Raw genomic sequence first — 25,916 nt, forward strand, 5'->3', positions numbered from 1 at the left:
TGTCATTCAGGATCGACCAAAAAAGGACAGTCGCAACTGTCCTTTTTCTCGGCTAGAAATCAATATCTGTTAAATATTGTTCATCGTCATCTGAAATGACAGAGTTCGCTTTTTCTGCTTCTAATAATGCTTCGCGTTCTAATTCTTGTTTTTCTAAAACTTTGAAGAATGGCAGATACAAGCCAAATGACAAGGCTACTTGTACTACTTGAACAATGATCGAGCGCCAGTCAAAGCCGGTCAAAAAGCCTTCCATGAAGACCGGAACATATGGCGGATCAAAGATTGGGAAGTTCAATAGACCTAGTTTCATACAAATCATCGGCAGCATGCCTACAAATGCCCCGCCGAAAATGAATGGGATCATCAACACCGGATTCAGAATGATCGGCACACCGAAGAGTACCGGCTCATTGATCCCAAATAGTGATGGCAGCAAGGCCACCGCCCCAACCTTTTTATAACGCAAGGATTTACTGATCAGCATCGCCAAGACTAAACCGATCGTGACCCCTGATCCTGAGAAATTCGCAAAAGCAGATAACGTACCATTTGTAATTACGTGCTGCAACGGTTGACCAGCTTCGTGAGCCGCAATGTTCTCTGATAAATATTGCACCGCAATCGGTGAAAGAATCGGAGACAAGACTGCTGAGTGAATACCGAAGAACCAGAAGACCAAACGTAATACTAAGACAAAATAGATCATCCATAATGAATCAAGACTGCCGATCGCTGGTGCTAAGATGTTCATAATAACCTGCGGTAATAAGATCCCGCCAGATAAGCTGTCTGTCACTGCACGAATCACGATGAACAAGATCCCGATCGCCGCAGTCGGTGTAATCAATTCGAAGGAGCTGGAAACAAAATCCGGTACCCCTTCAGGCATTTTAATCACCAATTTGTGCTTCGTAAAGAACTGATAAATTTTTACCGAAATAATAGCTACGAAAATGGCGGTGAACAACCCTTTTGAGTCCAGGTAAGAAGCAACGATATTGCCGTTTTTATCGACATCCATCGCCACGATTAAAAAAGCGATGGCAGAAAGCATCATAGAGCCGACGGTATAGAGCTTGTAATGCTCACTCAAGAAATACGAGATGGCTAAGACCGCGTACAAACCAACCAAACCTAACGAAACTTTAGAGATGATGCCAAAAATATAGCCATAATTCTCAAACCAGTTCGCCACAGCCTGCGTTTTGATGAACTCGGGAATCGATGGGAAGATCGCCGCGATCGAACCCAACAATAGCACCGGTGTCATCACGACCATCCCTTTTTTAATGGCCGTTAAGTAAGGATTGCTGTCAACTTTGTTGGCAATTGGAACCAATGTTTTACGAATGAATGCTTCGACTTTATCAAAGGCACTCTGTTTCTTTGGATTTTCCATTTTTTTCTCTCCTGACTATTGATTTTTGATTGCTTGATTTTTACGATAAGCGACTAAGGCCTGTTTCATCACGGTAGCGCCATCCATTGATCCATAAATATCAGAAGTCAATAAAACTGTTGGCTTGTCGGCCTTTTCTGCTTCGCCTTTGATGAAATCATATTTGTGGCTCAATTGCGGTCCGACTAAGATCACATCATAATCATCGATGTAGCGTTCCAATTTATCGACACCGATCGCTTCCATTGGATAATCCTTTTCCTCCAAATTTTTTGATTCTTTCACGACTTTCTTCATTGACTCCATCATCATGGTCGTTGAAAAGCCTCCGGCACAAACTAGCAGTGTTTTCATGTGTATATCCCCCTAAATATTTTTTTTTTAGTGCAAAGCCTTTGCTTCGCTTTGTTCCCTTAACATACCGATCATTTCTTCAATCAAATCACGCGCCAAGATGCTGGTCATCAAATGATCCTGCGCATGGACCATCAACAGGCTGGTTTCCGTTTTATCCCCGTTGATTTCGCCAGTGATCAATTTAGATTGCACATCGTGTGCGTCGATGCTTTTTTCTTTGGCTTCCTGCATTTTTGCATCCGCCTCTTCGAATTTTCCTTTACGCGCCAATCGCAAAGCCTCAAAAGCAGAGCCTCGTGAATCCCCTGCCGCGGAAATAATTTTAAAAATATCCATCTCTTGATCGTTCATTCTTTTTATCCTTCTTTCATTAAACTTTTCATATAAGACGTAAAGTCTTGGAAATTCTTGATTTTCGTTAATTGCAGCTCCAGCATCGGATCATCCATCATTTTGATCATCAGCCGGCTAATTTCTTTGTGAAGATTTAAATGGTCTTTTTTTATGTTGATCAGAAAGACGATTTTTACTTGTTTGTCGCGATACATCAGCGGTTTTTTCAGCAAGATCACATCAATGACTTCCTTGACCGCCATTTGTTCCATCGGGTGAGGGCCTGCGACACCCTGCTGATAGATCGTATCGATCATCTGCTCTCTATTTAAAACACTTTGCTTAAAGCCCTGTTCGACCCAGCCTTGCTTTTCTAAGCGAGCGCCTTCATTTTCTAAGACCTGCAAATAATTATCTGCCTGTTCCTCGATTTGGAACCACTCCGGCTCAAACAGACTGAGAATAAACTGATTCACATCATGAACTTTATTTTGCGATTCTCGCAGCAAATTCAAGTCTTTCTCGATTTTGCTGATTTCCGCTTGGCTCAAAATCGTTTTCGTAAAAATAATCGGAAGCTCGAAATTGGCCTGCTCCAATGGAACCGTTGAGATCAATAAATCAAAGCTTGAATCAATCTGATCCATCTCATTTAAAGCGAAGGTTTCGACCTCGGCATTGCTGAAAAGACGTTCCAAGTTAACCTTCAGCAAGTACGCCGCACCGCCGCCGGTTGAACAGATCACCGCGATTTTCTGATAATCATCAATCACTTGATTGGATTGCTTTTCCAAACTGGCCGCAAAGTAAATCGCCACATAACCGATCTCGTCTTTGCTGATATCCGCGTCCAAATCCTTATTCAGTTCATTGATGAATACCATCGCCACATTGAAAACATTGGCGTATTGTGTGTAAATATCTTCAATGATCGGATTTTCCAGCTGATGTCCGGTATAGAGCCGTTGAAGTAATGGCGCGACATGCATCAATAACGCGTTCGCCAGATCCTGATCTTGCCGGAAGCTCGTATGGTAACGCCGATCAACCAGTTCCAGCGCTTTTTGAATCGCCGAAGCCAATTGTCTGTTACTCGCGGCATCATCGAGAACCGTGAATTTCCCCCGCAGCTGCTCTTCTAAATAATTTTTCTCCGCGTGAGAAAAGGTTAACTGATAGGTCGCTTCTAAATAACCAACCAGCGCCTCCGTCAAACGGTCATAGCCATCAACGATATTGGTCTCTTCAACCTCTTCCTTGCTCAATGTATTGTTCTGCAAAATTCGAAAACTTAGTAATCGAATATGCTGGACGATGTTCTCAAAGACGATGTCGCTGATTTTTAATTGATTCATTTTCAGCTGTTCCTGTAAGAATTGCCGTAAAGCCTGTTCATCAAAAACAAAATTGAATTCTTTATACTTTTCCGTCAGTACCGGTGTATGAATCGTGTTGCGAACCAAATATAAAATCGCCCGCCGCTTTTTACTTTCTGTTCCGAGAATTTTCAAGCCGTAATGAGCTTTACTGAAAAGCGAAAGCTCGTAATTCTCGCAAAACTGTTCGACTTGTTTGATATCCGCCTTGACTGTCGACAAACTGACATCCAGCCATTCCGCGATTTGCTGCATGGTGATGTACTCATCATTGAACAGCAGTAGCAGTTCGATATTTTTGACGCGTTCTTGCGGACTTGAATTGTCTACCTGTTCTTGCTGCTTTGACTGTGACAAGTAGTTTCGGAACTTGGCCTTATCCAGAATCTTCAACTGATAGCCCGCCGAACGTACGCGTTCGATCGTGAAGCCTTCTGTCGAACCGATTTCCTTCAGCCATTTGATGTCATTGGCAAGTGTCCGCTCCGAAATTTGAACGGCAGCGGCTAATGCCTTGGGAGCAATCGCTTGCTTCTTCGCATATAAGTATTCAACAATTTTTTCTTGTCTCATAACTACCTCCCGCTTACAAATAAACTATACAATGTAAGCCCTTTACTTAAAATGGCAACTTTTTCAAATTAAAAATGCAAAAAACGCCTGAATCAATGGTGCACTCACTATTAAAGCACAGCCGGCGGTCATTTCAGCATTTATTTTTCTAAAGTGTTCAAAATATTTTGGAGCGACAGTCATTCAACTGCTAAAGCAAAAAAAATAAGCCCTTCTTCTGAAGAAGGACTCAACATTTCTTATATCAGTTTAATGTTACAAATCAATACATAGATAATACTGATAAAAAGTGCGTTAGGAAATAGCTCATTTCGGAACTTTAGCCAAATATATAATCTTAATAGCCTACTCTTATTAATTCACTAATAAATGTATAGTTCATTATAATAGCACCTTTCAAAAAGTACTATTTACTAGTTTTCCAATGTTTGATAGACTTTGTTAAATACTTTTATACAGGAGAATTTTATGGGTTTTAACGGAAAAGATGAAAATTTATATAATGATTTGTTAAGTAAAAACTCGATACTTAAGATAAATGCTAATAACGAAGGCGATATGATTGGTTATTCTTCTGAGAAGAGTAGTATCCAATATTATGAAAGCAATGATATAAATGCAATCTATGAAAGCTTTTTAAAATCTGCTAATTCTGATTTGATTTTTAGAGGCGAATCTGATGTCTATGACGCCCCTAATGCCTCGGTACATAGATTTGATGATATTAATTTCTCTCAAATGATAAGCGAATATTCTAGTGAGGTTAATGCCGATCTACTTCCGATTGAGGAGAAAAATTTTTTACTGTACGCCCAACATCATGGGTTGCCAACTCCTCTACTTGATATAACAGAAATTTTGAACTCTGCTTTGTATTTTGCCTGTAATGAAGATGGAAACCAAAATACGAATTTCGGAGTTTTACACATCTTTGAATCAAATTTTTGCATAGACATTAGTTCAATTATAGAAAATAGAAAATGGGATATCAACATAATTAACGAATACAATAAGTTTCTAAAAAACGACTATTCCGAATTTTTTTCAATTTTAATTAATAAACTTTTTAGTAACAACTATATCCGGACTGTGATTGATCAACTATCCCATGACTTAATAGAATACATTAATGAAAATGTCCTAAAAAATGAGTCAGCGTTCACTACGAGTAGGAATAAGGAATCTTTCAATCAATACGAAACATATCTAAATGAAATAAAAATTTTTATAAAGAAAGTTAACCAAAATAAAATAGGTGACATATTGTATTCAGGTGATTTTGACTTATTGCTTATCAAATATTCAAAACAGATTGATGTATTAGGAATATCAAAAGATACTAATGAACTATCTTCTGACATAATGAAAAATTTATTAAGAAATGATCCAGTTCTTTTGTACTTATGTTTACTAGATATTGCTTTGTTTTATTTGAGTAGTAATTTATTTATTGAAAATGAGTCAAAAATACCACAATCACTACCTCCTTTACCATATTTCCTTATTAAGCCATCTAGTAAATTTGGACGGATAAGAGCTCAGGGTGGAATCTTTTTCTATCAAATTTCAGGTGAAATACCAATTGCGTATAACACTGTAGGCATGGGAGTAAGTATCAAAAATAAAAAAATTACTCAAAAAATAATTAGCAATAGAAGAATACTGATTACTGATAAGAAGAAGATTTTAAAACAATTGGAGTATCTGGGTATAAACAGAGGAACTATATATCTTGATCCAGATAATATTGCAAAACACATTAGAAATAAATTTAGTTGAGATTAGAGTTGCAAAAATGCAACTCTTTTTCTATTAAACTTTATAATTCAGGCTTCTTCATTAACAATCAATAAAAAAAAGACCGCCGAGGCGATCTAAAAAATGGTTTAGCACTTAATATACGAATAACCCTGCTCTTGCAGCGCAACTAAGCCAATCACGCCAGACTCGATGATTTCGACTTGCTCATGCATTTGCTTCGAACGAACGTGAAAATTGCGCATTGATTGGTGACAAGCTTGATATGTGATGTTGCGGTATTCCTTCATGAACTTGATCACTCGCGGCAGCAGGTACCCTTGGATCGCTTCGCCATTCATCAATAGCACAATGTCTGCCTCCGGCTCCGTCAATAACACGTATTCGATGTTATGACGGGCTTCTCTGATCATTCCCAACTCATCGACATGGAAAACTACTTTCATTAAAAACGCCTCCTTTGATTCAATTAATGGGTAAAGCCATAATTTTTTATTTCCGTCTCCTTATGAAAAACTAAGTGACTATTTTCCAACTCTTTGATTGCCGCCTTTAAATCCTCAATAAAGTCATGGGCCATATTCATGCCAAAATCACTTCGTACTACGATCCGCTGAATGATCTGATGGTCCAAATTTTTGGGCAGCGGATAGGAAGGAACTTGCCAGCCCTTCATTAACAAGCGATCCGACAGGTCATAAAGCGTCCATTTGCGCTCACTGTCAGCGGCTAATTTATAGCAGACCAACGGCAGCTGGCTGCCATCATTGATCAGTTCAAAATGACGGGACTGCTCAATTTCTTTAGCTAGATAAACCGCCGCATCGTGTGTCCGCTGATGAATACTCTGATACCCATCAAAGCCAAAACGCACAAAATTATAATACTGACCGATCATCTGGGAAGCACTGTGGGAAAAATTGATTGCCATCGTTGGCATTTCGCCGCCGAGATAGCTGACTTTAAAGACGAGCTCTTCCGGCAAATATTTTTCATCACGCCAAACGATCCAGCCGACACCGGGATACACTAAGCCATATTTATGCCCAGAAGTATTGATTGAGATGACATTTTTCAATTGAAAGTCCCACTCTAATTCTGGTTCGACAAATGGCGCATATAGCCCGCCAGAGGCCGCATCCACGTGAATATAGACTTTGTGCTCGGTTTGCTGATTGTGTGCTTCGACTAATTGATCCAATTTTTTGATGTCATCGTATTGTCCGGTATACGTAATCCCCAAGATCCCAACGATTCCGATCGTATAGTCATCCACCGCTTCCATGGCCTTTTCCACATCTAACGACAAGTGATCCTCCGTCATCGGAATTTCCCGCAGCTCAATATCCCAATATACGCAAAATTTCTCCCAACAAACTTGATAGCCCGAAGAAATAATCAAATTCGGCTTCTTCGCTTGGGTATTCACACCTAAGGCCTCTGCCCGTTTGCGCCAAGCAAATTTCATCGCCATTCCGCCCAGCATACAGGCTTCGGAGGAACCGATCGTTGACGTTCCGATATATTTTTCTGGTCCACGCGCATGCCAGAGATCTGCAATGATATTCACGCAGCGATTCTCCATTTCGGCTGTGCGAGGATACTCAGATTTATCGATCATATTTTTGTCCAGCGTCTCACTCATCAGCTTGACCGCTTCCGGCTCCATAAATGTCTGACAGAACGTCGCTAGATTCAAACGCGAATTTCCCTCATCTAATAGATCGTCCTTGATCATCTGATAGGCGATTCGCGGTTCGATCGATTTTTCACCTAAATGGTACGAAGGTAATGTTTCATCTTCATTCTTTGATCCAAAAATTGGTTCCAAATAACTTGCCTCACGCCGATTTTTCTTTCCATAAAGCATCCGACACATCTCCTCTGTTTTTGAAAATGCCCTTGTTTATCCAGTTGAACAAAAAAATTCCTTCTACTTTAAGAGTAGCTGAAAGCGCTAAAAAACACAAAAGAATTCCTTCCGTTTATCCCTTAGATGAAGCAGTTTTTTCGAATTAACTCAAAATAATTCAGTTATTTCGAAAAAAACAACGCTTTTTTTAATAAAAGACTTTCTTTTTACTTGTGAATCTATTATTTTGGTAGTAGCATGCAAAAAAATTTAGCGGAGGACGCGCATTATGTCTTATCAAGAAATGATCTTTTCTTTCTTAGGCGGATTAGGAATTTTCCTTTTTGGGATCAAATATTTAGGCGACGGCTTGCAAAAAGCTGCCGGAAATCGATTAAGAGAAATTCTAAATCGTTTCACCTCAACGCCATTTCGTGCCGTTTTAGCCGGGATTATCGTTACCGGTTTAATCCAAAGCAGTTCAGGCACAACCGTTTTAGCTGTCGGACTTGTGAGTGCCGGCTTTATGACTTTAAAGCAAGCGATCGGAGTCATCATGGGAGCCAACGTGGGGACGACTGTCACCGCTTTCATTATCGGCTTCAATTTGAGTGAATACTCCCTGCCGATCATCGGTGCGGGTGCAATCCTGCTCTTCTTTTCCAAACGAACTACTCTGCAATCAATTGGGCAGATCCTTTTCGGATTCGGAGCCCTTTTCTATGGTTTGACGTTGATGGGAACGGCGATGGACCCATTAAAAGATCTCCCGCAATTCAATCAATTAATGATCAGTGTTTCTCATCACCCAATCCTAGGTGTTGGAATCGGGACATTATTGACGATGGTCTTGCAAAGCTCTAGTGCGACGATCGGGATTCTGCAACAGCTTTATATGCAGGGCAGCGTCACCTTAACCGCTGCTTTACCCATTCTATTTGGGGATAATATCGGTACGACAATCACCGCTGTCATCGCCTGCTTGGGTGCCAGTGTTGCCGCTAAACGGACTGCGGCCTCTCATGTGATTTTCAATTTGGTTGGTGCCTTCATTTTCACCTTGTTACTAGTCCCATTCACGAAACTCGTGACTATCTTTGCGAGTTCACTGGGCTTGAATCCAGCCATGCAAATCGCCTTTGCCCATGGGCTCTTCAATCTTTCTAACTTGGCGATCCAGTTCTGGTTCATTCCTCAGATCGAGATGATCGTGAAGAAGATCGTTCCTGGCAGCGAGAAGAATCTGAACATCCGCTCAGTCACTTTAAGCGAGCCTATCATCCATACATCTTCTGTTATGGCGATCGAGCAAGCAAAAGGTGAAGTGGTTCAAATGGGAAATTATGTCCTTTCTTCATTGAAGGCCGCGCGTAAATACTACAACGACACCAAAGAAGAATGGCGCGATGACGTTTTACAATATGAGGATGCCATCAATCAATGCGACATTGAATTGACGGAGTATCTCGTAAAAATTTCTGCGACCGAGTTAACACCTTTGGAGAGTCAGGAACAAGCGATGCTGCTAGAGTTCACCAAAGACTTCGAACGCATGGGCGACCATTCGATGAACATCATTCGGTATGTCAAAGAATCCATTGCCCTAGAAGAAAAGCAGCGGGCAAAAGACAAACGGAATAAGACCAAATCAACCAATAATCGGCAAACATTCCTGCTTCATGACGAAGACCTTGAGCTGCTTTTCGATAAAGTCCTAAAAAATATCCGAGATGCGATGCAGGTTTTAGATAATGACGATGTTGAACTCGCTCAGAAAATGTTGGATCGTGAAGAAGAGATCAATCAGCTGGTTGAACTATTGCGGAATAAATATATCCGCTTAATGACTAAAGGTGAAGGTCGGGCAGCGGATGGCGTGCTGTTGATCGATATCAGTTCTAACCTTGAACGTTCCAGTGATCGTACGCTGCATATCGCAAAATATTTCTTAGGAAATAAATACAACTTTAAATACGATACCTCGAACTTCCATTACAAAGAACCCGCAGCATCACTTGACGACGCAATTGGTGATGCTAGCGAAGCATTAGACTAATAGAAAAGCTGCCTGATCTCTTAATGAGATACAGGCAGCTTTTTTTTGCATTAAAAATCTGGGTTTTTCATCAAAAAATCCGCTATCTGCTTAAAAAAAGTACCATTTCCCATAGAGATCCACGGCCTCTACTAGACTGGTTATAATCATCTCGCTTACTTTAGAATAAACCAAATGCGAAAAAAACAAATAGAACCGCTCGCGACCGATCTCCTCTTGAGTAAAATCACTAATTAGTTATTTTAATCCTTACTAATCCGTGAGTTTTTTTCAAAAAAGAGACTCATAAACCTTATTATTCAAATATTTTACGAAAGATTATTAAAAAAAGTATATCGAAAAACTATTTACAACCTTGTTATTAAAGGTTACTCTTTTAGATATAAATTACAGAAAACGTTTACAACAAATGTTTTTTACTAGTCTGGAGGAAATTGAAGATGGAAGTAGCGAAATTGGGGCAAAGACAATTATTTGGTATGAAAAAGGAGACGCTCTTGAAAAGAGTTCGTCAGTATTTCGAACAAACGCAGCAAGCAGCCGAAGTCGTGGAGTACCTTGTAGCGATCCTATTTCGCCACTCGATCTGTGTGGGCGACTTTTCGCTTCAGCCACTAAGTGCGTTGATTCGTCAAATTTTCATGACTGAAACACCAAATGATACTTTGCGCAGACACTGCGTCTACTTTGAAGACTTCTTTTCCAGCGTTGAATGGCAAACTGTCATCCAGCGTTTATTCAGCAATAAAGAAGACTATCAGCAATTAACCAAAGAAGCTCAGCTTTACAACCAGCTGTTAGAGAAAAAGAACCTTGAAACAGCAAAAAAATCCGACTTTCAATTCGATCTTGTGTCGATTTTTAAAGACGCTAACGGAAAACGCCATACATGGACACTGCGTGATACGAAGCAAGTGTGCTCCGTAGAGGAAACCGCTGAAGTATTGGGGATTTTGACAACGCTGACCATTTTCCAAGCCGCCGGTGTCCGCCGCTTTGCTGAATACGTAAAATTCAAAAGCAAAAAAGGCTGTATTGATGCGGAGCATGAAGCGATTCAAGCAGAACTAGAAACCCCTGCTCAGGAACTGACTGTTGAGGAAAAACAGCCTCGCAAAGCAAAAAAGCCGCAAGAACTAGTTCCTACGGTTTCCAACTCTACTAAAAAGAAAACGACGCAAAAAAATCAGCCCACGAAGTCAGCCAACAGTCCCCGCAAACGCCCGCTGAGCTATGAAGAAGCCGCTGCGAGGGCAGATGCGCTGTACCCGCTCCCTAGCGAAGAGCCTGTGACGTCTAAACCAAGTAAAACGTCGACTAAAAACACTGCCGCGACCCCGGATTACTCGGATACTAACTTTCTGCTCTATGGCAAGACCAAAGAACAAATCGCACAGGATCGAGCAGAGAAAAGCCGGCAGAATAGAATCAATAAATTCTTAAAGGGAAAGAAAAAATAGCAGGTTCCTTGTTTCATCACAAGAAACCTATTCATCGACCCCTTTTGTAAGGCCGTCTAGTACTTCTCGTCAAAGTAACGGTACACTTCATCCCAGCCGTTCAATTTGAGCTCGTAGGTTTCATGGGCATTATGGGGGGCAGCGAAAAGAATGCCTTGGCCACGGAAGGTTTCCAAATGACGCAAATGATCATCGATCAAATAATCGGCAGAAATAATCGATTTATCGCCGCAAAAAACATAATGGCTTTCCGGAATAAAAGCAAAATGCTCCTTGAGCCAAGCATATTTTGCGTTGAACGATGTCGGAAATTCCATTGCGGCAGTCGTAATAAAGATCTCGTGTTTCTCCGCCAATTTTTCTAGCGCTTCCTTTGCGCCGTCAATCAAGGGCAAATCAGAGAAATAGGTGGGATCACTGACCCGTTTGCGAATATTTTCAGTTTCTTCTGGATGCAGCTCACGCAATTTCTTGCCTGCTATCCCTTCTTTGGTGTACGCGGTTCCATTCGACTCATTAAACAGTCGAATCTCTTTAGACATAAAATCCGCGATCACTTCGTCCATATCGACAGCTATTCGTACCATGCCAACACTCCTTCACTATTTTGTCAGAGGACCGACTGCTTCAGCAGACCGCTCTTCTGGTAAAACTCTCTTTGCGAACATTTTCTCCTAATCCGAGTGCTTCGTCAATAAGCTCCGACCTGGATTTTATTCTCAACCTTCATTTATCGCTTATAACCAAATAACATTGAACCTTTCACAATCGTAAGTTTACCACTGCTTTCGTAAGTTTTTTCTCTCTTGTTTCCTTGATATGATGAATACATCAAAGAAAGGGAGTTGGAAAAAAATGGATACATTAACGATTGTTTTGTTGGGTTGGGGACTTTATTCAGTGATTACTTATTTTGAGAAACGCGGGGAACGGATGAAAGCAATTATTGCTACGGTATTAGTCAGTTTGGTTATTATTTTGTCGAATGTTTTTGGCAATTTTGCCGGGGCTTCCCAGTTAGGTCTGGCGAAATTATTGCTGACTGTTGGTGCTAGTGTGATCATTCTTTCATTCTTCATTTTTCTGCCAGCCATTTTTAAACCAAAAAAATAAGTTAGGCAAAAGATTCTTTCGAGGATCTTTTACCTAACTTTTTCTTATTCTTCCACCGATACTGGAACGACTTCAAATTTCGTTACGTCTACCAGACCGATATCCGTGATTTTCAAATTGGGAATGACCGCTAACGACATAAAGCCTAACGTCATGATCGGATCAACTTTTTCCGAGACACCTAATGTTTCATGAGCCAAACGATTGATCTCCGCCTCTTGTTCCGCTACCGCTTCGCCTGAAAGGTCGCTCATCAAGCCCGCGATTGGCAAGGCCATACTACCGATGACTTCTCCTGCCTCAACCAAAACCACGCCGCCTTCTTGTTCCTTTAACGCTTGCACAGCTGCGGCCATGTCCTCATCATTCGTTCCTGTTACGATCAGATTATGTGAATCATGGGCGATCGATAAGCCGATCGCGCCTTTCTTCAAGCCGTAATCCTTCAATAACCCAATAAACACATTTCCAGTATTGTGATGCCGTTCAACGACGGCGATTTTAGTCACGTCCTGCTGCGGATCAAAGACAAACTGATCGTTGATATCTCGCTGAACAGAAACGATTGCTTCATTGGTCAACGCTTCTTGCGGAATCACTTCGATCGCACGGGCTCTGCTGCTGTTTAAGGTCAGCGTTAATTGCTCTTTACGGAAATTATCGATATGCACGCTGGATTGAACGTTTTCCGTTGAAATTCGTTTGATTGCTGGCAGATAGTTTCCAGCCTCAGCAATCAATTTTCCGGCGATATAAGTCGCTTCGACTTCTGGCTGTGCCAAATCAGAGAAGATGACTAGATCTGCTCTTAACCCTGGAGCGATCGCGCCGCGGTCAGTCAATTGACAGCATTGCGCAGCGTTAATCGTAGCCAGTTGGATCGCTCGAATCGGCGAAACGCCCTCCTCGATACAAACTCGAATGCTGTTATCCAAGTGTCCCTTTTCCAGCATCGTTTTTGCCTGCAAATCATCCGCTGATAACACGCATCGCTGATAGTTATTATCGGTCACACCTTTTAGGAGGGTCCGCAAGTTTTGCGTAACTGATCCTTCACGTAAAAAGACATACATGCCGCGAGCAATCCGATCCTTTAATTCTTGGACCGTCGAACATTCATGGTCATTCGCAATGCCCGCTGCTGCGTAAGCGTTCAAATCTTTTTCAAAGACCATTGGCGAATGCCCATCAATTCGTAGATTCCGCTCTTTGGCGGCTACTAGTTTATCCAGCACCTCATCCTGAGCATTGATCACGCCGGGAAAATTCATAAATTCGGCTAATCCGTCGACCTGATTTTTTTCAAACGACGGAATCATATCTGCTGCTTCTACGACTGCTCCAGCATTCTCCATGCTGGTCGCGGGCACACAAGAAGGCATCATGTAGCGAATGTCCAAGGCTGTTTCCTTGGCCGCCTCCACCATATAATCCAAGCCCTGCAAGCCAAGTACGTTCACGATCTCATGGGGATCAGCCAGCACGGTTGTCGTTCCATGAGGAACTAGCAATCGGCCAAACTCTTCTGGGGTCACATAAGACGATTCCACGTGGATATGGGGATCAATAAATCCTGGAGCAACAAATTTTCCTTTTAGATCGATCGTTTCTTTTCCTTGATAATCTTTACCAACACCGGCAATCTTTCCATCGATGATCGCCACATCGCCTTGCATGATCTCTGCTTGATAAACGTCGACCACCTGCGCATTTTTTAGAACTAAATCAGCCGGAACACGTCCTGCCGCCGCATCGATCAATCGCTTTAATGTCTCTTTTGTCACTTCCTTCGCCCCTTTTTAAATATTTTTTCTATTATAGCAGGGTTGCACCCGCGATTCACTCATAAATTACTCATAATCACTAAAATGATTCTAAAAAAAGAGTTCAAAAAAAGCCGATCTCCAAACATTAGCTTTTTGCTCTAACATTTGAAGACCCGCTCATGGATTTATTTCATTTAAAAACAGAATCAGTCTTAACGCTGGTTATCCTTCTGGATGCAGCACCTCATAGCTCTTCTTCAATACTTCATCGGTATAATTCGTCAAGGTTTGATAAACTTCTTCATTCAAGCGTTTGTAGATCGCAACGTTTTCCGGTTTCGGTGTGAAGACATCCTTCACCTTAACCATTTTTTCAACAGCTTCTTCATAACTCTCATAAATGCCCAAGCCAACTGCCGCGTTAATCGCCGCACCAACACTGGCGCTGCCGTTGACTACATTTCGTTTGATCGGCAAATTAAAGATATCCGCAAAAATCTGCATCAATAGATCACTATTTGATCCGCCGCCAGTCACGATTACTTCATCGATCGGATGACCCATTTCGTCCGTCATGTTTGTGACATTGTTTTTCATTGTATAGGCGATACCTTCTAAAATCGAACGGTATAAATAGCGATAATCGTGATGGGCATTAAAGCCGATCATCACGCCGCGTTTGAAGGGTTCCCATGGATTCGCTAACCAGTCTAATTTTGTCATTAAACCGTCGCTTCCGGCGGGAATATTCGCTGCTTGTTCATTCAAATATTCCTCTTCGCTGATGCCTTGATAGTTCGAACGAATGCTGATTTTTTCGCCTAAAAGATCCTTGAACCAAGACACTGTCCACATTCCGCGGCGAATGCCGTAGCCTTCATAAATATAGCGGTTCGGCATTGATGATAGAATTCCCCAGTAATTAACCGCGTCGCTTGGCGGCATCTCCTTGCCCATCATCATACTGCAAATATAGGTTCCTAAAGAAACGACTGCACTCGTATTTTGGATCAATCCGGCACCTAACGCTTCCACTGCTTTATCGCTTGTTGTCGCAAAAACTGGCAACCCTGCTGGCAAGCCTGTTTTCTCGCTGGCTTCTTTAGTCACCTCACCCAATTTGTCGCCGGGTTTCACGGCTTCAAAAAGCATATCCTCCGGTAGGTTGTATTGCTTCAGTACTTCATCATTGGTTGACCAGTCCCATGTTTCATAATCAACCGGCCATTGACCAAAGTTATTACCAATATTATCTTTGAACTCGCCAGTCAAACGATGCGTAATATACCCGCTTGTTGATGTTACATATTGAACATCGGGATTATCATGGACATAGGGCGTAGAGGTCCGTTTATCCATCCAGCTGATTACCGGCTGCGCCAAGGTGCCGTCTTTTTTCAATAGTACGCGGCAGCAGCGAATAAATCCTAATCCGATGCCGACAATATTTTCTTTTCGTACGCCGAATTCATCCATCGCTTTATTCGCTGCGACACATAACGCATCCCACAGGTCATCGCCCGGATGTTCAACAACGACGTCTTCGCCTAAGTGCATCGGACGCAACGCTTCTTTGCCCTCACCTACGATATTTCCTTCCAAATCGAAAATGACGATCTTCGTGCTTTGACTCCCGCCATCAATCCCAACAATATATTTTTTCTCCATACGGCTCTCCTTCAATTGAAATTTTTCTTCTATATAATAGATCCTTGCATCGGTCCTTTTCGCGAACCCTAAAAAGTACAAAAAGACTGAGAAGAAAGGTTCTCAGTCTTTTGGATAGACTATCGTACTAAGAATCCGCCATCGACTGCTAGAATGTGGCCATTAACGAAATGTGAAGCCTCAGAAGCTAAGAATGCAGTCGCACCCATCAAGTCAGCAACGTCACCCCAACGCCCTTCTGGTGTGTGGTTCACGATCCATTTGCTGCGTTCAGGATCTTCAATCGAAGCCTTCGCCGCATGGGTTTGGAAATAGCCCGGTGCGATACCGTTTACTTGGATATTGTATTGCGCTAATTCGTCACAATACGCTTTGGTTAAGCCAGCTAAACCATGTTTAGAGGCTGCATAAGCGGGTGCCCATTGTCCGCCTAAGAAAGAGAACATTGAACAGATGTTGATGATTTTTCCGCTCTTTTGCGGAATCATAACTTTTGCTGCTTCATGACTCATATCAAAGGCTGCCGTTAAGTTGATATTGATCGTTGGGTCCCATTTGTCGCGGCCGTAGCTTACTACGTCGTCACATGGGCAAATCCCAGCACAGTTTACTAAAATATCAACGGAGCCAAATTCAGCGACACATTTTTCAATTACTTCTTGGCAGACACCGTCTTTCGTAATATCGGCTTCCATATATGCTGTTTTCGCGCCGCGTTCTGCTAGAACCGCGTTAAATTCTGGATCATCCGGCATGATTGATGGCATAAAGATATTTGCGCCAGCTTCAGCTAATGCCAATGAGAATGCTTGTCCTAATCCAGTGTTTCCGCCTGTTACGATCGCGTTTTTTCCTTTGATGTGAAACATGTCCATCTTAAAGTCTTTGATTTCCATTTTTTTACCTTCTTTTCCTTTTATTTTGTTTTTTCACCCGCTTGGGGTTATCCCTTAAGTTTGGTACTCAGTTTCCTTGCAAATTCGGCCGCATCGCCATGAACGACGAGACTGGCTAAATAATTCATCGGTGCCCCAAGATCGGTATTCACCGAAATAATTTCCTTCACATTTTTTAACCCTTCGATATGCTGCGTCGAGCCGTAAATACCTAACGCTATATAGAGATCCGGACTGACTGTTTTACCCGATTGCCCCACCTGAATTTCTCGCGGCGCCTTTTTCCGATCCACGAGCTGCTTTGATGCCGCTACGACACCCGTCAGCTCATCTGCCAAATCCTGCAATTGATCGATCGGTTGCGTAAATCCGCCGCCTGCCGAAACAATCACATCCGCCTCGCGAATATCCACAGTGCTTTCTGCGCTCTCAACCACCTCTAACACCTCGATTGATGACGCTTTCAAATCGGTCGGGATAAAATCAATCACTTCTGGTTCTTTGGTCAAGTCCGCCGTCTGAAAAACATTCGGATGCACACTTGCCATGATCGGTGTCGATTCACACACGATACTTGCCATGATATTGCCTGAAAAAGCCGGTCGAATCAATTTTTTTCCGCGCTTATCAACTTGGATATCCGTAATATCAGCCACTAATCCTACCTCAAGCCGCATTGCCAAGCGAGGAGCCACCATTCGCCCAAATTCCGTCGCTAGAATGATGATGCTGTCAAACTGATACTTCCTATGAACCTGTTCAATGATATCGGTCGTTAGTCGACTGTCCTTTGGCTGGATCGTCGGTGCATTGACCTGGATCACTGCATCCAGTCCCTTTACTTTTTCAGGCAAATTGATTCCTAAACCATAAACAAACGTTTCTTCTTCACCAGCTAGGCGATTCACTACATCAACCAAAGCCAATGAATAGTCGACCTGATCGTTATCTATCAGAATGAGTCCTTTAAACATTATAAGTACCCCTTTTCCTTTAGAAAATGAACGACTTCTTCAATACCCTCGTCGTCGACTTTTACCACTTTATGCGCCACTTGCTCTCTTTTAACAACCACATTTTTTCTCACCTTAGTTGGTGAACCCTTGCCGCCAATTTTTTCTGCCGGCAACTTCAACGTTTCGTTGCTCACCAGTGAAAATTGGTCATCCACATTTCTCCCGATATTTTCATATCTTACAAATCCTAAACGCAAATTCATTTGATGCGTCACACTCAACACACTCGGATTTTGAATTTTCAAGCGATACGTTTTTTCCTCCTGCAAGGCTTCCACGATCGAAAATTCTTCCGTTGCTTCTTTGATGGCCACGATATTAGAAAATTGGTTGATCCCCATGATTTCTGCAATCTGCGGACCAACATGCCCCGTTCCGCCATCTAACGTATGTGTGCCGGTGAGCAATAGATCATAGTCCTTTGAAGCCAAATAACTAGAGATGATCCGGCTCGTTACCAGTGAATCACTGCCGGCGAACTGACGATCACTGATCAAAACCGCCTGATCGGCACCTAATCGTACAAAGTCCTTCATCGGTTCTTCCAGCTTCATGGGTCCCATAGTAACGACCTCTACGTAAATAGCAGGGTCCTTTTTTTTCTGCATCATCGCAAAAGCCAAAGCATTCTTATCATCTGGATTTAGAATAAGCCGGGACATATCTCGGTCGATTTTATCCGTCTCGTAATCGTAGACAAACTTTTCCGTATCCGGTACAAATTTGACTAAACAAATGATTTTCATGATTCCCCTCCTATCTCGCAAATTCCATTCTCATTCAAGGGCGAAGACTCGCCCTCGAATGAATCCTGTTTTATTTTTGATACTTCAAGCCTTCTTGAACGGGATAAATATTTCCGAAACTCATGACACCCTTCGGATCGAAAACTTCTTTCAGGCTTTCTAACATATAGTACGCAGATTGATGCTCTTCTTTTGTCCATTCGTTACGATACTTGCCGATACCGTGATGGTGACACATTGAGCCGCCTAATTTCAGCGTTTCTTCTACGATGATCGCTTGGATCGGATGGTGATAGATCTTCATTTCATCTTCTGGTTCACAGTTGATGTCATAGTTATAAACGAAGTACATGTTTGTACCGTTTAGATAGCTGTGTGAAGAATGTCCGCCCAGCATCGTCAAATCATCAGCACGCGGGAACTCGTTGCGAATTCTGTCGATTACGTTGTTGTAAATCTTAGTGATTGTTTCCCAATCCGCTGATACTTCGGTAGTGTAGCCATCATGTTTGTCGTTATCGATCATGCCCTGAACTTCATCATCAATCGTTTGTTGTGTCCAGTTCAATTGGTTGAACCAGTTTTCGATCAATTGAGAATCCACTTGCTTCACGATACCGTCTTTGAATTTCTCAACCGCTTCTTCGATTCCCTTACCAGTCGCTTCAACAATACCTTCTGGGCCTTCAGCCATGAAAATCAAGACGCATTTGTCTTCGTAGAAATGATAGAAGTGCTGACGCGCATCTTCCGGCGAGTACGTCCGAGCAACAGATGGACGATATCCGTTGACCATCACTTCGCGAAGGACCTTCACTCCATCTTCTACATCGTTCACTAGGTAGCCGTAGAATTTATTGTTGTCTGGATAATGTTTAAAGATTTTCACTGTTACTTCCGTGATATAGCACAACGTTCCTTCATTTCCGATAACGATGTGGCGAATGTCTGGGCCGCCAGCACGACGAGAAATATTTTTGATACGCGAGATATGCCCATTCGGGAAGACACATTCAAGCCCTACGACCATATCTTCGATTCCGCCGTATAAGGTAGAAAATTGTCCGATTGAGCGTGTTGCCACTAATCCGCCGTATTGCGCGATTGGTTTTGATTGCGGCGAATGTCCGGTAGTGTAGCCGATTTTTCTTAATTCATCTTCTAATGCTTGCAACGGCACACCTGCTTGAACAGTCGCTTGCATGTTATAAGGATCGATCTTCAAAATTTTGTTCATATGCGATCCATCGATCACTAATGCTAGATCTTTCCAGTTTTCCAAGCCGCCTTCTGTTGCAGTTTGTCCACTGCGGGGAATGACGTTGATATCATTTTCGTTGCAATACATCAAAAGCTCTTTCACTTCTTCTGGATTATTAGGATAAACGACTGCAGTCGGCAGCGGATTGTCTAATACTCCTTTTGCTTTCATGTATTTACGATAGCGGTCAGAGGACGCATCATACAATGTTTCGCGATCCGTAACGACCTGCTCTTCAGAAACGATGTTCTTTACGTCTTTAATGATTGCTTCTTTCACCAATGTTTCAGAATTCATTCAATTAGCTCCATTCATCTTTTTTTCGAAAGCGCTTTTCCTGAGTTCAGTATAAAGTGCTGAAATTCATTTTACATTAAAATTTAATTAGATTTTCTACTTTTTTTCAACTTTATTGAACTGTTTGGAAAATTTTCCACTTTTTATTTGCTTTTTTGTCTTTTGCTATGCTATTCTTGATGTATCATAAAGGAGGCACCGCAATGAAGATTCAATTGGATCGGTTAAATGATCTGGAAATAGAGATTCATCGCTGTTTGATGACGGCCAGCCAAGACCAGCCGCAGATGACAATCACCGAAGCCGCGAAACTAGCAGACGTTTCTCCTTCAAAGATCTCTAAGCTGGTTAAAAAAATGGGCTTCTCAGGCTATAAGGAATATTCGCGCTTCTTAGCCGGGAAGGAATTAGTCAAACAAAAAAAATTAAATAGTGAATTTGCCCGTATTCAAGACTTCATGGAAAACTTCGATGCATCCTCCGTTGATTATCTGGCCGATTTGATCCAGCAATCAGAAAAAATCTTATTGTTTGGGTACGGCCCAACAAACTTCTGTATGGAATATTTTGAATATAAGCTGAACTTCACCTTGAACAAAAATGTCATTCGTGTAAGTCAGCCTTCCTTGATTCCTGATTTGTTGACGGATGACTCGCTGCTGCTGATTTTTTCCGTCGCGGGAAAATTCGCGAATTTCGATCCTTTATTCGAAGAAGCCAAAAAACACCATGCCAAATCATTATTGGTCATGGAGGAAATGAATACCGACTTGTCCCTCGATGCCAGTGAGATCATCTTCTTAACCAAGTCTCACCAAGAGGAACACTTGAAATCCCACGAAAAGACCCGAACGATCTTGTTGATGTACATCGAAGAAGTCATCCGCAAGCTGACAAAAAATGACCCTCGCGAATAATTCGCGAAGGTCATTTTTTTGTGATTCATTTGCTGGTCGCTGCTTGTTCTCAGCAAGCGACTTTCACGTTGAACAGACCCGCTTATTTCATGATCCAATCAAACAGCCAGTCCATCATCATAGCGATAAAGGCGCACAAAACGGCCCCTACGATAATGATTGGTCCGCCATCCGTGATCGCGATCCCGCGTAAGATCACATCCCCGACCCCGCCGGCTCCCACAAATGAGCCGATCGTTGTGATCCCGACAGAAATCACCAAAGCATTTCGAACGCCGGCTAAAATCACCGGCATCGCCAACGGAATCTTGATCATATATAAAATTTGATAACGATTCATGCCGATTCCTTTGGCACTATCCACGTACATCGGGTCCACATTGACTAAGCCAACATAGGTGTTTTTCACGATCGGCAGCAGCGAATACAAGACAACGGTAGCCACGACCGTATTCTGCCCTAGCCCCATCAAAATCAAAAGAACGGTCAACATCGCAATCGAGGGAATGGTTTGGATCACATTGATGATCCCGATCACGATATCCGAAAGCTTTGGCCGCTCCGATAAAAGAATCCCTAAAGGAAAACCGATCAAGAAGGTCAACACGACACCAATCACCGAGATATACACATGAACTCCGAATTGTGTGATCAGGTAAGAAGAGTTTTCACTTAGGTATTGAACAAGATTATCAAACATCAGCTTCCCTCCTCAAAAAAGTTATGCTTCTCTAAAAAACGGCGCGCAATAATCTTTGGCTCCAGCAGCTCATTATCTGATTCGTAATTCAAACGCTGCATGGTTTCCGTATCAATCGTATTTTGCAGTTTCAATAAGATCGGCTTTAGCTCGGGGTATTTTTTCAGCGTCTCTCCCGAAACAACGACACTGGCAGTATACGGCGGGAAGAATTTTAAATCGTCTTCCAGCATGACCAAATCATAACTGCCGACCCGGCCATCGGTTGAATAGCCTAGGATCACATCCAGCTCCTCAGCGACCAAGGCATCATACAGCAGCCCGACCTGCATTGGATAGACTCGCTGAAACTTGGTTTTATACGCTTCAGTGTAGCCCTTATAGCCGTCGCCTTCCCGCTTGTACCACGTTTGATCCGAACCCAAACGCATTTTTCCCGCACATTTCTGCAGATCGCTAACCTTTTTCAAATCATATTTTTTGGCCGTTTCCTGTGTCACCATAAAGGTAAATTGGTTCGAAAAACCATAGCTAGGGAACCAATCAAAACCAAACCGTTTATCAAACTCCCGCTGAACGATTTTTAAGGCCTTATCCGGATCTTTTTCCGTCGGCAGTCCTAGCGTACCGATCAAATCGGTTCCGGTATAACGAGTCGGAGCAATATCCAAATCGCCGCGAACCATCGCTTCATGCATCAAATTCGCCGAACCTAAATTATTCAGATAGACAATGTTTTTATCCGTCGAATGCTGGAGCAGTTCGACTACGAGATTTCCCAAGATCTGCGATTCCGAAGTGACTCCTCCGGCTACCGTGATCGTATCGTCTTTGGCGGTAAAATTCCGCACAATAAAGCTGCCGAACAACAGGATCATCGCCGCTAAAAGTACATTTCGCTTTTTCATCGACTCACCCTCGATCCATCGTTAATTTTTGTTCAGAGCGTTTCAAAAGCGCGTCAGAAATCAACGCCAGCAGCGTAATTGGGATCGTCCCCATCAGCACCAGGTCCATCCGATAAAGGTTCAATCCATTGAAAATATAGTCGCCCAAACCGCCGGCACCGATATAAGCGGCCAAAGTCGTCCAAGAGATAACATAGACCGTCGATACCCGAATGCCCGCCATGATAACGCCCATTGCTAAAGGCAATTCGATTTGCAATAAACGCTGCATTTGCGACATTCCCATACCCTTTGCGGCATCCAAATAGGTCGCATCCACCGATTTGATACCGACATAAGTGTTGCGCAAAATTGGCAATAATGAGTATAAGAACAAGGCGATGACCGCTGGAATCTTACCGATCCCGAAAAAAGGAATCATGATGGAAAGCAGCGCCAGCGAAGGAATTGTTTGAAACACACCGACCACTTTGATGACTGTCTCAGACCCTTTTTTCACACGGGTCAGCCACGCGCCTAAAGGAACCGCCACTAGAATTCCTAAAAAAATCGCTAAAAAGGATAAATAAAAATGTTCCCAAAATTTTAATACTATTTCACTTCCGTATTCGGACCAAAAACTCATGTCATCACCTCCTATTGCAACTGTTCCTGTACAAGCGACACCAAGGACGATCGGGTCACGATCCCGACAAGATGGTCCTCATCATCCACTACCGGCAAATATTTAAAGGTATGGTTGATTAGCGGCTCGATCACATCGGCCACACGGTCATTTTGATTAACGCTGGCCGTATCTTTTCCCATGACCTCGAAAACCGACGAAGCCGGCTTTAGTTTAGAAATATTTCGTTCAATAAAGTTGATATCGACAAAGCCTTTTAAGCAGCGCTGATCGTCCACCACTAGCAGCGTGTCCACCTTCTTTTCGGACATTTGACGAATCGCATCGGTGATCGACTTGCTGATCGAAATAGCCTCGACCCGCTTCACCATCAAATCGGCCACGGTCATTTCATTGTTGTAATAACTGTTGCGCTTGCGCTTCCCAATCAATTCTTCCACGAAATCATTCGCCGGATGTTCAAGGATCGTTTCAACCTCGTCATATTGAACGAGTTCACCATGATCCATGATGATGATTTTATCAGCCAGCTTGATCGCCTCATCCATATCATGAGTCACAAAAACAATCGTCTTTTTCATTTCCTGCTGCAGACCTTTGATCATCTCCTGCAAGGCATCCCGCGTAATTGGATCTAAGGCGCCAAAGGGTTCATCCATTAAAATAATATCTTGGCTGGCGGCTAATGCGCGGATTACTCCGATCCGCTGCTGCTGTCCGCCGGAAAGATTTTTCGGTTTGCGTTCCAAAAATTCTAACGGCAAATCTACCCGTTGAATCAAGCGCTCCGCAATTCCCGCCTTCTTTTCTTCGCTCCATTTCAAAAGCTTCGGAACGATCATAATATTATCCCGAATGGTCATATGAGGAAATAAGCCGATGTTCTGAATCACATAGCCGATTTTTCGCCGCAGCTCGTCTTCGTTCAATTTGGTGACATCTTGCCCATTGATCTTAATAATCCCCTTTGAGGGTTCGATCATTCGATTGATCATCCGCACCAGCGTGGTTTTCCCGCTCCCGCTGGTACCGATGACACAAATAAATTGATTATCTTCAATCGTCAAATCAAATGGGTGGACTGCGATTGCCTCTTCGCCATACCTTTTCTCTACCTGTTCAAACTCGATCATAAAATGATTCCTCCATCCATTATGTAATACGTCGCGGCAAAAAAGCTTGCCGCAACAAACAGTCGCTAGCGGACTAAATAGCCGCCGTCCACTGGTAAAATATGTCCGTTAACAAAATTTGAAGCGGGACTCGCTAAATAAATAATCGCCCCCATCAAATCCGCTGGCTCTCCCCAATAATTGGCGGGGACGTGTGCCAAGACTTGCTGGTTGATCTCAGGGTCTTCGCGATCCTTCTTAGTCATATCCGTAGCTAAATACCCTGGCGCGATTCCATTCACTTGAATATTGTATTGGGCTAATTCGTCGCAATATGCCTTGGTCAACCCGACCAATCCATGCTTCGCTGCGGCATTTGCCGGAGATTGCTGGCCGCCTAAGTATGAAAACAAGGAGCAGATATTGATAATCTTGCCGCTCTTTTGCAGAATCATTACTTTGGCTGCCTCATGAGCCATCTCAAAAGCCGCGGTCAGATTCAGCTGGATCATCGGGTCCCATTTTGAGCGGTCGAACTGGCGCACATCGGCTGCAAGATACAGCCCGGCACAATTAATCAGCACGTCAACGGTGCCGAAAACCTCCACACAATGCTCCACCACCTGTTGGGGAACGCCCTCTTCGGTCAAATCCACTTCCATGAAGACATAGCATGAGCCAGTCTCCTCAATAATTTTTTGCGTGGTACCGTCATCATCGATCAAGCTGGGAACAAGGATATTTGCTCCGCTTTTTGCCAATGCCAATGAAAAGGCCCGCCCAATACCGGTATTCCCCCCAGTCACGATGGCGACTTTTCCCTCCAATGAAAAAAAATCCATACCGAATTCTGTGATTTCCATTTATCTTCCCCCTGTTAGTGTGTGATAAAGGCTGCGCAAACTCGTTCAATCCGTTACTGATGCAACGTGTTCGTTAGGCCATACATAGATAAATCCAAAACAAAAAAGCGAACACCAAATAAGCTGGTGTCCGCTTTTCTCTGTCCTCTTAGCAACAACGACCGTTTTAATTTTTTATATTTCCCAAACATCCATGTTGGTTGTTGAAATGGCTACTGCTCCTGCCTGCAATGCCGTCATTACCAGCTCCTTGTCACAAACGAGTCCGCTGGCGATGATTGGTACATCCACGACATCTTGTACCCATGATAAAACCTTTGGCATCGCACCAGGTAAGACCTCCACGACATCCGCCTTTGACGTCCCTAATTGCTTCGGTAAATTATGATACGATTTTGAGTCAATTAGGAAGAAGCGATGAACCGTAAACAATCCTCTGGCATTTGCGGCCCTTAATAAGATTGATTTCGAGCTGATGATCCCATCTGCTCGCGTGGCTCGCTTCAAATAATCGACCGCCGTCTCTTTGGTAGCCAAGCCATCGATCAAGTCCACATCCACCATCACGATCTTGCCGGCTTCCTTTAGCCGATCGACAATGTCTACGATGCTGCAAACATCGCCATACAAGACAAAGATGATATCACTTTCGCAGGTCAAGGCCTTTTCAAAACTGCGCTTACTATTGATGGCAGCAATCAATGGGTTGTCTTCCATCATTTGAATAATTTTCTTTTTCATTTTTATCCTTATCCCTACCAAGTAATTTAATACGCTTTCATTCTAGCATATCTCACAAGCCCTTTCATGAAAATTTGTGCGATCCGAAATCTATTTCCTGAATTGATTTCGCCAATCTCT

At 42.8% G+C, this 25,916-nt stretch carries 24 protein-coding genes; 5 read left to right on the forward strand and 19 right to left on the reverse strand.

Annotated elements, in window-relative coordinates:
- Positions 1–52 precede the first annotated feature (52 nt).
- The 4 genes from PGP85_RS07930 to PGP85_RS07945 are packed head-to-tail and all read right to left on the reverse strand — an operon-like array spanning position 53 to position 4,041.
- Entirely contained in the window at positions 53–1,402 is a 1,350-nt protein-coding gene (locus PGP85_RS07930) for a PTS sugar transporter subunit IIC (protein WP_010741666.1), read from the reverse strand.
- A 15-nt stretch (positions 1,403–1,417) separates the two neighbouring features.
- Complete coding sequence (locus PGP85_RS07935) at positions 1,418–1,756, reverse strand: PTS sugar transporter subunit IIB (RefSeq protein WP_270326972.1); 339 nt, start codon at positions 1,754–1,756, stop codon at positions 1,418–1,420.
- 27 nt (positions 1,757–1,783) lie between these two features.
- A complete protein-coding gene (locus tag PGP85_RS07940) occupies positions 1,784–2,110 on the reverse strand; it encodes a PTS lactose/cellobiose transporter subunit IIA (protein ID WP_090406130.1) in 327 nt (108 codons plus the stop codon).
- Between the two features lie 5 nt (positions 2,111–2,115).
- On the reverse strand, positions 2,116–4,041 hold the full coding sequence (locus tag PGP85_RS07945) for a BglG family transcription antiterminator (protein ID WP_270326975.1): 1,926 nt from the start codon (positions 4,039–4,041) through the stop codon (positions 2,116–2,118).
- Between the two features lie 468 nt (positions 4,042–4,509).
- Between PGP85_RS07945 and PGP85_RS07950 the strand changes: the two genes are divergently transcribed.
- Positions 4,510–5,820, forward strand: coding sequence for an FRG domain-containing protein (locus tag PGP85_RS07950; protein WP_270326977.1), 1,311 nt, complete (start codon positions 4,510–4,512; stop codon positions 5,818–5,820).
- A 107-nt stretch (positions 5,821–5,927) separates the two neighbouring features.
- On the opposite strand, the gene PGP85_RS07955 is transcribed toward PGP85_RS07950, so the two are convergent.
- Both PGP85_RS07955 and PGP85_RS07960 read right to left on the reverse strand, forming a co-directional pair.
- Positions 5,928–6,245 (reverse strand): DsrE family protein, encoded by a 318-nt coding sequence (locus tag PGP85_RS07955; RefSeq protein ID WP_090406124.1) that lies wholly within the window; start codon positions 6,243–6,245, stop codon positions 5,928–5,930.
- A 23-nt stretch (positions 6,246–6,268) separates the two neighbouring features.
- On the reverse strand, positions 6,269–7,669 hold the full coding sequence (locus PGP85_RS07960) for a glutamate decarboxylase (RefSeq protein WP_251864880.1): 1,401 nt from the start codon (positions 7,667–7,669) through the stop codon (positions 6,269–6,271).
- 271 nt (positions 7,670–7,940) lie between these two features.
- Between PGP85_RS07960 and PGP85_RS07965 the strand changes: the two genes are divergently transcribed.
- Together PGP85_RS07965 and PGP85_RS07970 are read left to right on the forward strand one after the other, a co-directional pair.
- On the forward strand, positions 7,941–9,707 hold the full coding sequence (locus tag PGP85_RS07965) for a Na/Pi cotransporter family protein (protein WP_270326981.1): 1,767 nt from the start codon (positions 7,941–7,943) through the stop codon (positions 9,705–9,707).
- A gap of 440 nt (positions 9,708–10,147) precedes the next feature.
- Complete coding sequence (locus tag PGP85_RS07970; protein WP_270326983.1) at positions 10,148–11,167, forward strand: hypothetical protein; 1,020 nt, start codon at positions 10,148–10,150, stop codon at positions 11,165–11,167.
- A 56-nt stretch (positions 11,168–11,223) separates the two neighbouring features.
- Here PGP85_RS07970 and PGP85_RS07975 read toward each other — a convergent pair whose 3' ends face one another.
- Positions 11,224–11,754: a 5' nucleotidase, NT5C type gene (locus tag PGP85_RS07975; RefSeq protein WP_010741658.1), complete on the reverse strand. Its 531-nt coding sequence runs from the start codon at positions 11,752–11,754 to the stop codon at positions 11,224–11,226.
- A gap of 268 nt (positions 11,755–12,022) precedes the next feature.
- Between PGP85_RS07975 and PGP85_RS07980 the strand changes: the two genes are divergently transcribed.
- A complete protein-coding gene (locus PGP85_RS07980; RefSeq protein WP_010741657.1) occupies positions 12,023–12,280 on the forward strand; it encodes a hypothetical protein in 258 nt (85 codons plus the stop codon).
- A gap of 44 nt (positions 12,281–12,324) precedes the next feature.
- Here PGP85_RS07980 and ade read toward each other — a convergent pair whose 3' ends face one another.
- The 6 genes from ade to PGP85_RS08010 form a co-directional block, all read right to left on the reverse strand.
- Positions 12,325–14,064, reverse strand: coding sequence for an adenine deaminase (gene ade / locus PGP85_RS07985; protein ID WP_270326985.1), 1,740 nt, complete (start codon positions 14,062–14,064; stop codon positions 12,325–12,327).
- A gap of 204 nt (positions 14,065–14,268) precedes the next feature.
- Complete coding sequence (locus PGP85_RS07990) at positions 14,269–15,714, reverse strand: FGGY-family carbohydrate kinase (protein ID WP_010741655.1); 1,446 nt, start codon at positions 15,712–15,714, stop codon at positions 14,269–14,271.
- A gap of 119 nt (positions 15,715–15,833) precedes the next feature.
- A complete protein-coding gene (locus tag PGP85_RS07995; RefSeq protein WP_270326988.1) occupies positions 15,834–16,610 on the reverse strand; it encodes an SDR family oxidoreductase in 777 nt (258 codons plus the stop codon).
- Between the two features lie 47 nt (positions 16,611–16,657).
- Positions 16,658–17,584, reverse strand: coding sequence for an electron transfer flavoprotein subunit alpha/FixB family protein (locus PGP85_RS08000; RefSeq protein WP_270326990.1), 927 nt, complete (start codon positions 17,582–17,584; stop codon positions 16,658–16,660).
- Positions 17,584–18,372, reverse strand: coding sequence for an electron transfer flavoprotein subunit beta/FixA family protein (locus tag PGP85_RS08005; protein ID WP_010741652.1), 789 nt, complete (start codon positions 18,370–18,372; stop codon positions 17,584–17,586). The genes PGP85_RS08000 and PGP85_RS08005 overlap by 1 nt, the downstream gene beginning before the upstream one ends.
- A gap of 70 nt (positions 18,373–18,442) precedes the next feature.
- Positions 18,443–19,930, reverse strand: coding sequence for an FAD-binding oxidoreductase (locus PGP85_RS08010; protein WP_010741651.1), 1,488 nt, complete (start codon positions 19,928–19,930; stop codon positions 18,443–18,445).
- Positions 19,931–20,133: 203 nt separating this feature from the next.
- On the opposite strand from PGP85_RS08010, the gene PGP85_RS08015 reads away from it, so the two are divergent.
- Positions 20,134–20,847: a MurR/RpiR family transcriptional regulator gene (locus tag PGP85_RS08015; protein ID WP_010741650.1), complete on the forward strand. Its 714-nt coding sequence runs from the start codon at positions 20,134–20,136 to the stop codon at positions 20,845–20,847.
- Positions 20,848–20,929: 82 nt separating this feature from the next.
- Here the strand turns inward: PGP85_RS08015 and PGP85_RS08020 are convergent, their stop codons facing one another.
- The 6 genes from PGP85_RS08020 to PGP85_RS08045 all read right to left on the reverse strand — a co-directional run bounded on the left by PGP85_RS08020 (position 20,930) and on the right by PGP85_RS08045 (position 25,796).
- Complete coding sequence (locus tag PGP85_RS08020) at positions 20,930–21,547, reverse strand: ABC transporter permease (RefSeq protein ID WP_010741649.1); 618 nt, start codon at positions 21,545–21,547, stop codon at positions 20,930–20,932.
- The gene (locus tag PGP85_RS08025; RefSeq protein WP_010741648.1) at positions 21,547–22,455 is read right to left on the reverse strand and encodes an osmoprotectant ABC transporter substrate-binding protein; all 909 of its coding nucleotides are present in this window, start codon (positions 22,453–22,455) and stop codon (positions 21,547–21,549) included. The genes PGP85_RS08020 and PGP85_RS08025 overlap by 1 nt, the downstream gene beginning before the upstream one ends.
- 4 nt (positions 22,456–22,459) lie before the next feature.
- Positions 22,460–23,080, reverse strand: coding sequence for an ABC transporter permease (locus tag PGP85_RS08030; RefSeq protein ID WP_010741647.1), 621 nt, complete (start codon positions 23,078–23,080; stop codon positions 22,460–22,462).
- An 11-nt stretch (positions 23,081–23,091) separates the two neighbouring features.
- Positions 23,092–24,213 carry an ABC transporter ATP-binding protein gene (locus PGP85_RS08035; protein WP_010741646.1) on the reverse strand — a complete coding sequence of 374 codons (1,122 nt, stop codon included), beginning with the start codon at positions 24,211–24,213 and terminating at the stop codon, positions 23,092–23,094.
- Between the two features lie 65 nt (positions 24,214–24,278).
- Positions 24,279–25,055, reverse strand: coding sequence for an SDR family oxidoreductase (locus PGP85_RS08040; RefSeq protein WP_010741645.1), 777 nt, complete (start codon positions 25,053–25,055; stop codon positions 24,279–24,281).
- 174 nt (positions 25,056–25,229) lie between these two features.
- A complete protein-coding gene (locus tag PGP85_RS08045; protein WP_010741644.1) occupies positions 25,230–25,796 on the reverse strand; it encodes a glycerol-3-phosphate responsive antiterminator in 567 nt (188 codons plus the stop codon).
- Positions 25,797–25,916 lie beyond the last annotated feature (120 nt).

The organism is Enterococcus malodoratus, from assembly GCF_027659535.1.
In the GTDB taxonomy this organism is placed as follows: Bacteria; Bacillota; Bacilli; order Lactobacillales; family Enterococcaceae; genus Enterococcus_A; species Enterococcus_A malodoratus.

Bases quoted from the DNA above. Each gene is read 5' to 3' on its own strand.
- PGP85_RS07975 (WP_010741658.1), bottom strand. From the start codon at position 11,754: ATGGTACGAATAGCTGTCGATATGGACGAAGTGATCGCGGATTTTATG.
- PGP85_RS07980 (WP_010741657.1), top strand. From the start codon at position 12,023: ATGGATACATTAACGATTGTTTTGTTGGGTTGGGGACTTTATTCAGTG.
- PGP85_RS07940 (WP_090406130.1), bottom strand. From the start codon at position 2,110: ATGAACGATCAAGAGATGGATATTTTTAAAATTATTTCCGCGGCAGGG.
- PGP85_RS07930 (WP_010741666.1), bottom strand. From the start codon at position 1,402: ATGGAAAATCCAAAGAAACAGAGTGCCTTTGATAAAGTCGAAGCATTC.
- PGP85_RS08040 (WP_010741645.1), bottom strand. From the start codon at position 25,055: ATGGAAATCACAGAATTCGGTATGGATTTTTTTTCATTGGAGGGAAAA.
- PGP85_RS07945 (WP_270326975.1), bottom strand. From the start codon at position 4,041: ATGAGACAAGAAAAAATTGTTGAATACTTATATGCGAAGAAGCAAGCG.
- PGP85_RS08045 (WP_010741644.1), bottom strand. From the start codon at position 25,796: ATGAAAAAGAAAATTATTCAAATGATGGAAGACAACCCATTGATTGCT.
- PGP85_RS08030 (WP_010741647.1), bottom strand. From the start codon at position 23,080: ATGAGTTTTTGGTCCGAATACGGAAGTGAAATAGTATTAAAATTTTGG.
- PGP85_RS07990 (WP_010741655.1), bottom strand. From the start codon at position 15,714: ATGGAGAAAAAATATATTGTTGGGATTGATGGCGGGAGTCAAAGCACG.
- PGP85_RS08000 (WP_270326990.1), bottom strand. From the start codon at position 17,584: ATGTTTAAAGGACTCATTCTGATAGATAACGATCAGGTCGACTATTCA.
- PGP85_RS07995 (WP_270326988.1), bottom strand. From the start codon at position 16,610: ATGGAAATCAAAGACTTTAAGATGGACATGTTTCACATCAAAGGAAAA.
- PGP85_RS07960 (WP_251864880.1), bottom strand. From the start codon at position 7,669: ATGCTTTATGGAAAGAAAAATCGGCGTGAGGCAAGTTATTTGGAACCA.
- PGP85_RS08020 (WP_010741649.1), bottom strand. From the start codon at position 21,547: ATGTTTGATAATCTTGTTCAATACCTAAGTGAAAACTCTTCTTACCTG.
- PGP85_RS07955 (WP_090406124.1), bottom strand. From the start codon at position 6,245: ATGAAAGTAGTTTTCCATGTCGATGAGTTGGGAATGATCAGAGAAGCC.
- PGP85_RS08025 (WP_010741648.1), bottom strand. From the start codon at position 22,455: ATGAAAAAGCGAAATGTACTTTTAGCGGCGATGATCCTGTTGTTCGGC.
- PGP85_RS08005 (WP_010741652.1), bottom strand. From the start codon at position 18,372: ATGAAAATCATTTGTTTAGTCAAATTTGTACCGGATACGGAAAAGTTT.
- PGP85_RS07970 (WP_270326983.1), top strand. From the start codon at position 10,148: ATGGAAGTAGCGAAATTGGGGCAAAGACAATTATTTGGTATGAAAAAG.
- PGP85_RS08035 (WP_010741646.1), bottom strand. From the start codon at position 24,213: ATGATCGAGTTTGAACAGGTAGAGAAAAGGTATGGCGAAGAGGCAATC.
- PGP85_RS07935 (WP_270326972.1), bottom strand. From the start codon at position 1,756: ATGAAAACACTGCTAGTTTGTGCCGGAGGCTTTTCAACGACCATGATG.
- PGP85_RS07950 (WP_270326977.1), top strand. From the start codon at position 4,510: ATGGGTTTTAACGGAAAAGATGAAAATTTATATAATGATTTGTTAAGT.
- PGP85_RS07965 (WP_270326981.1), top strand. From the start codon at position 7,941: ATGTCTTATCAAGAAATGATCTTTTCTTTCTTAGGCGGATTAGGAATT.
- PGP85_RS08010 (WP_010741651.1), bottom strand. From the start codon at position 19,930: ATGAATTCTGAAACATTGGTGAAAGAAGCAATCATTAAAGACGTAAAG.
- PGP85_RS08015 (WP_010741650.1), top strand. From the start codon at position 20,134: ATGAAGATTCAATTGGATCGGTTAAATGATCTGGAAATAGAGATTCAT.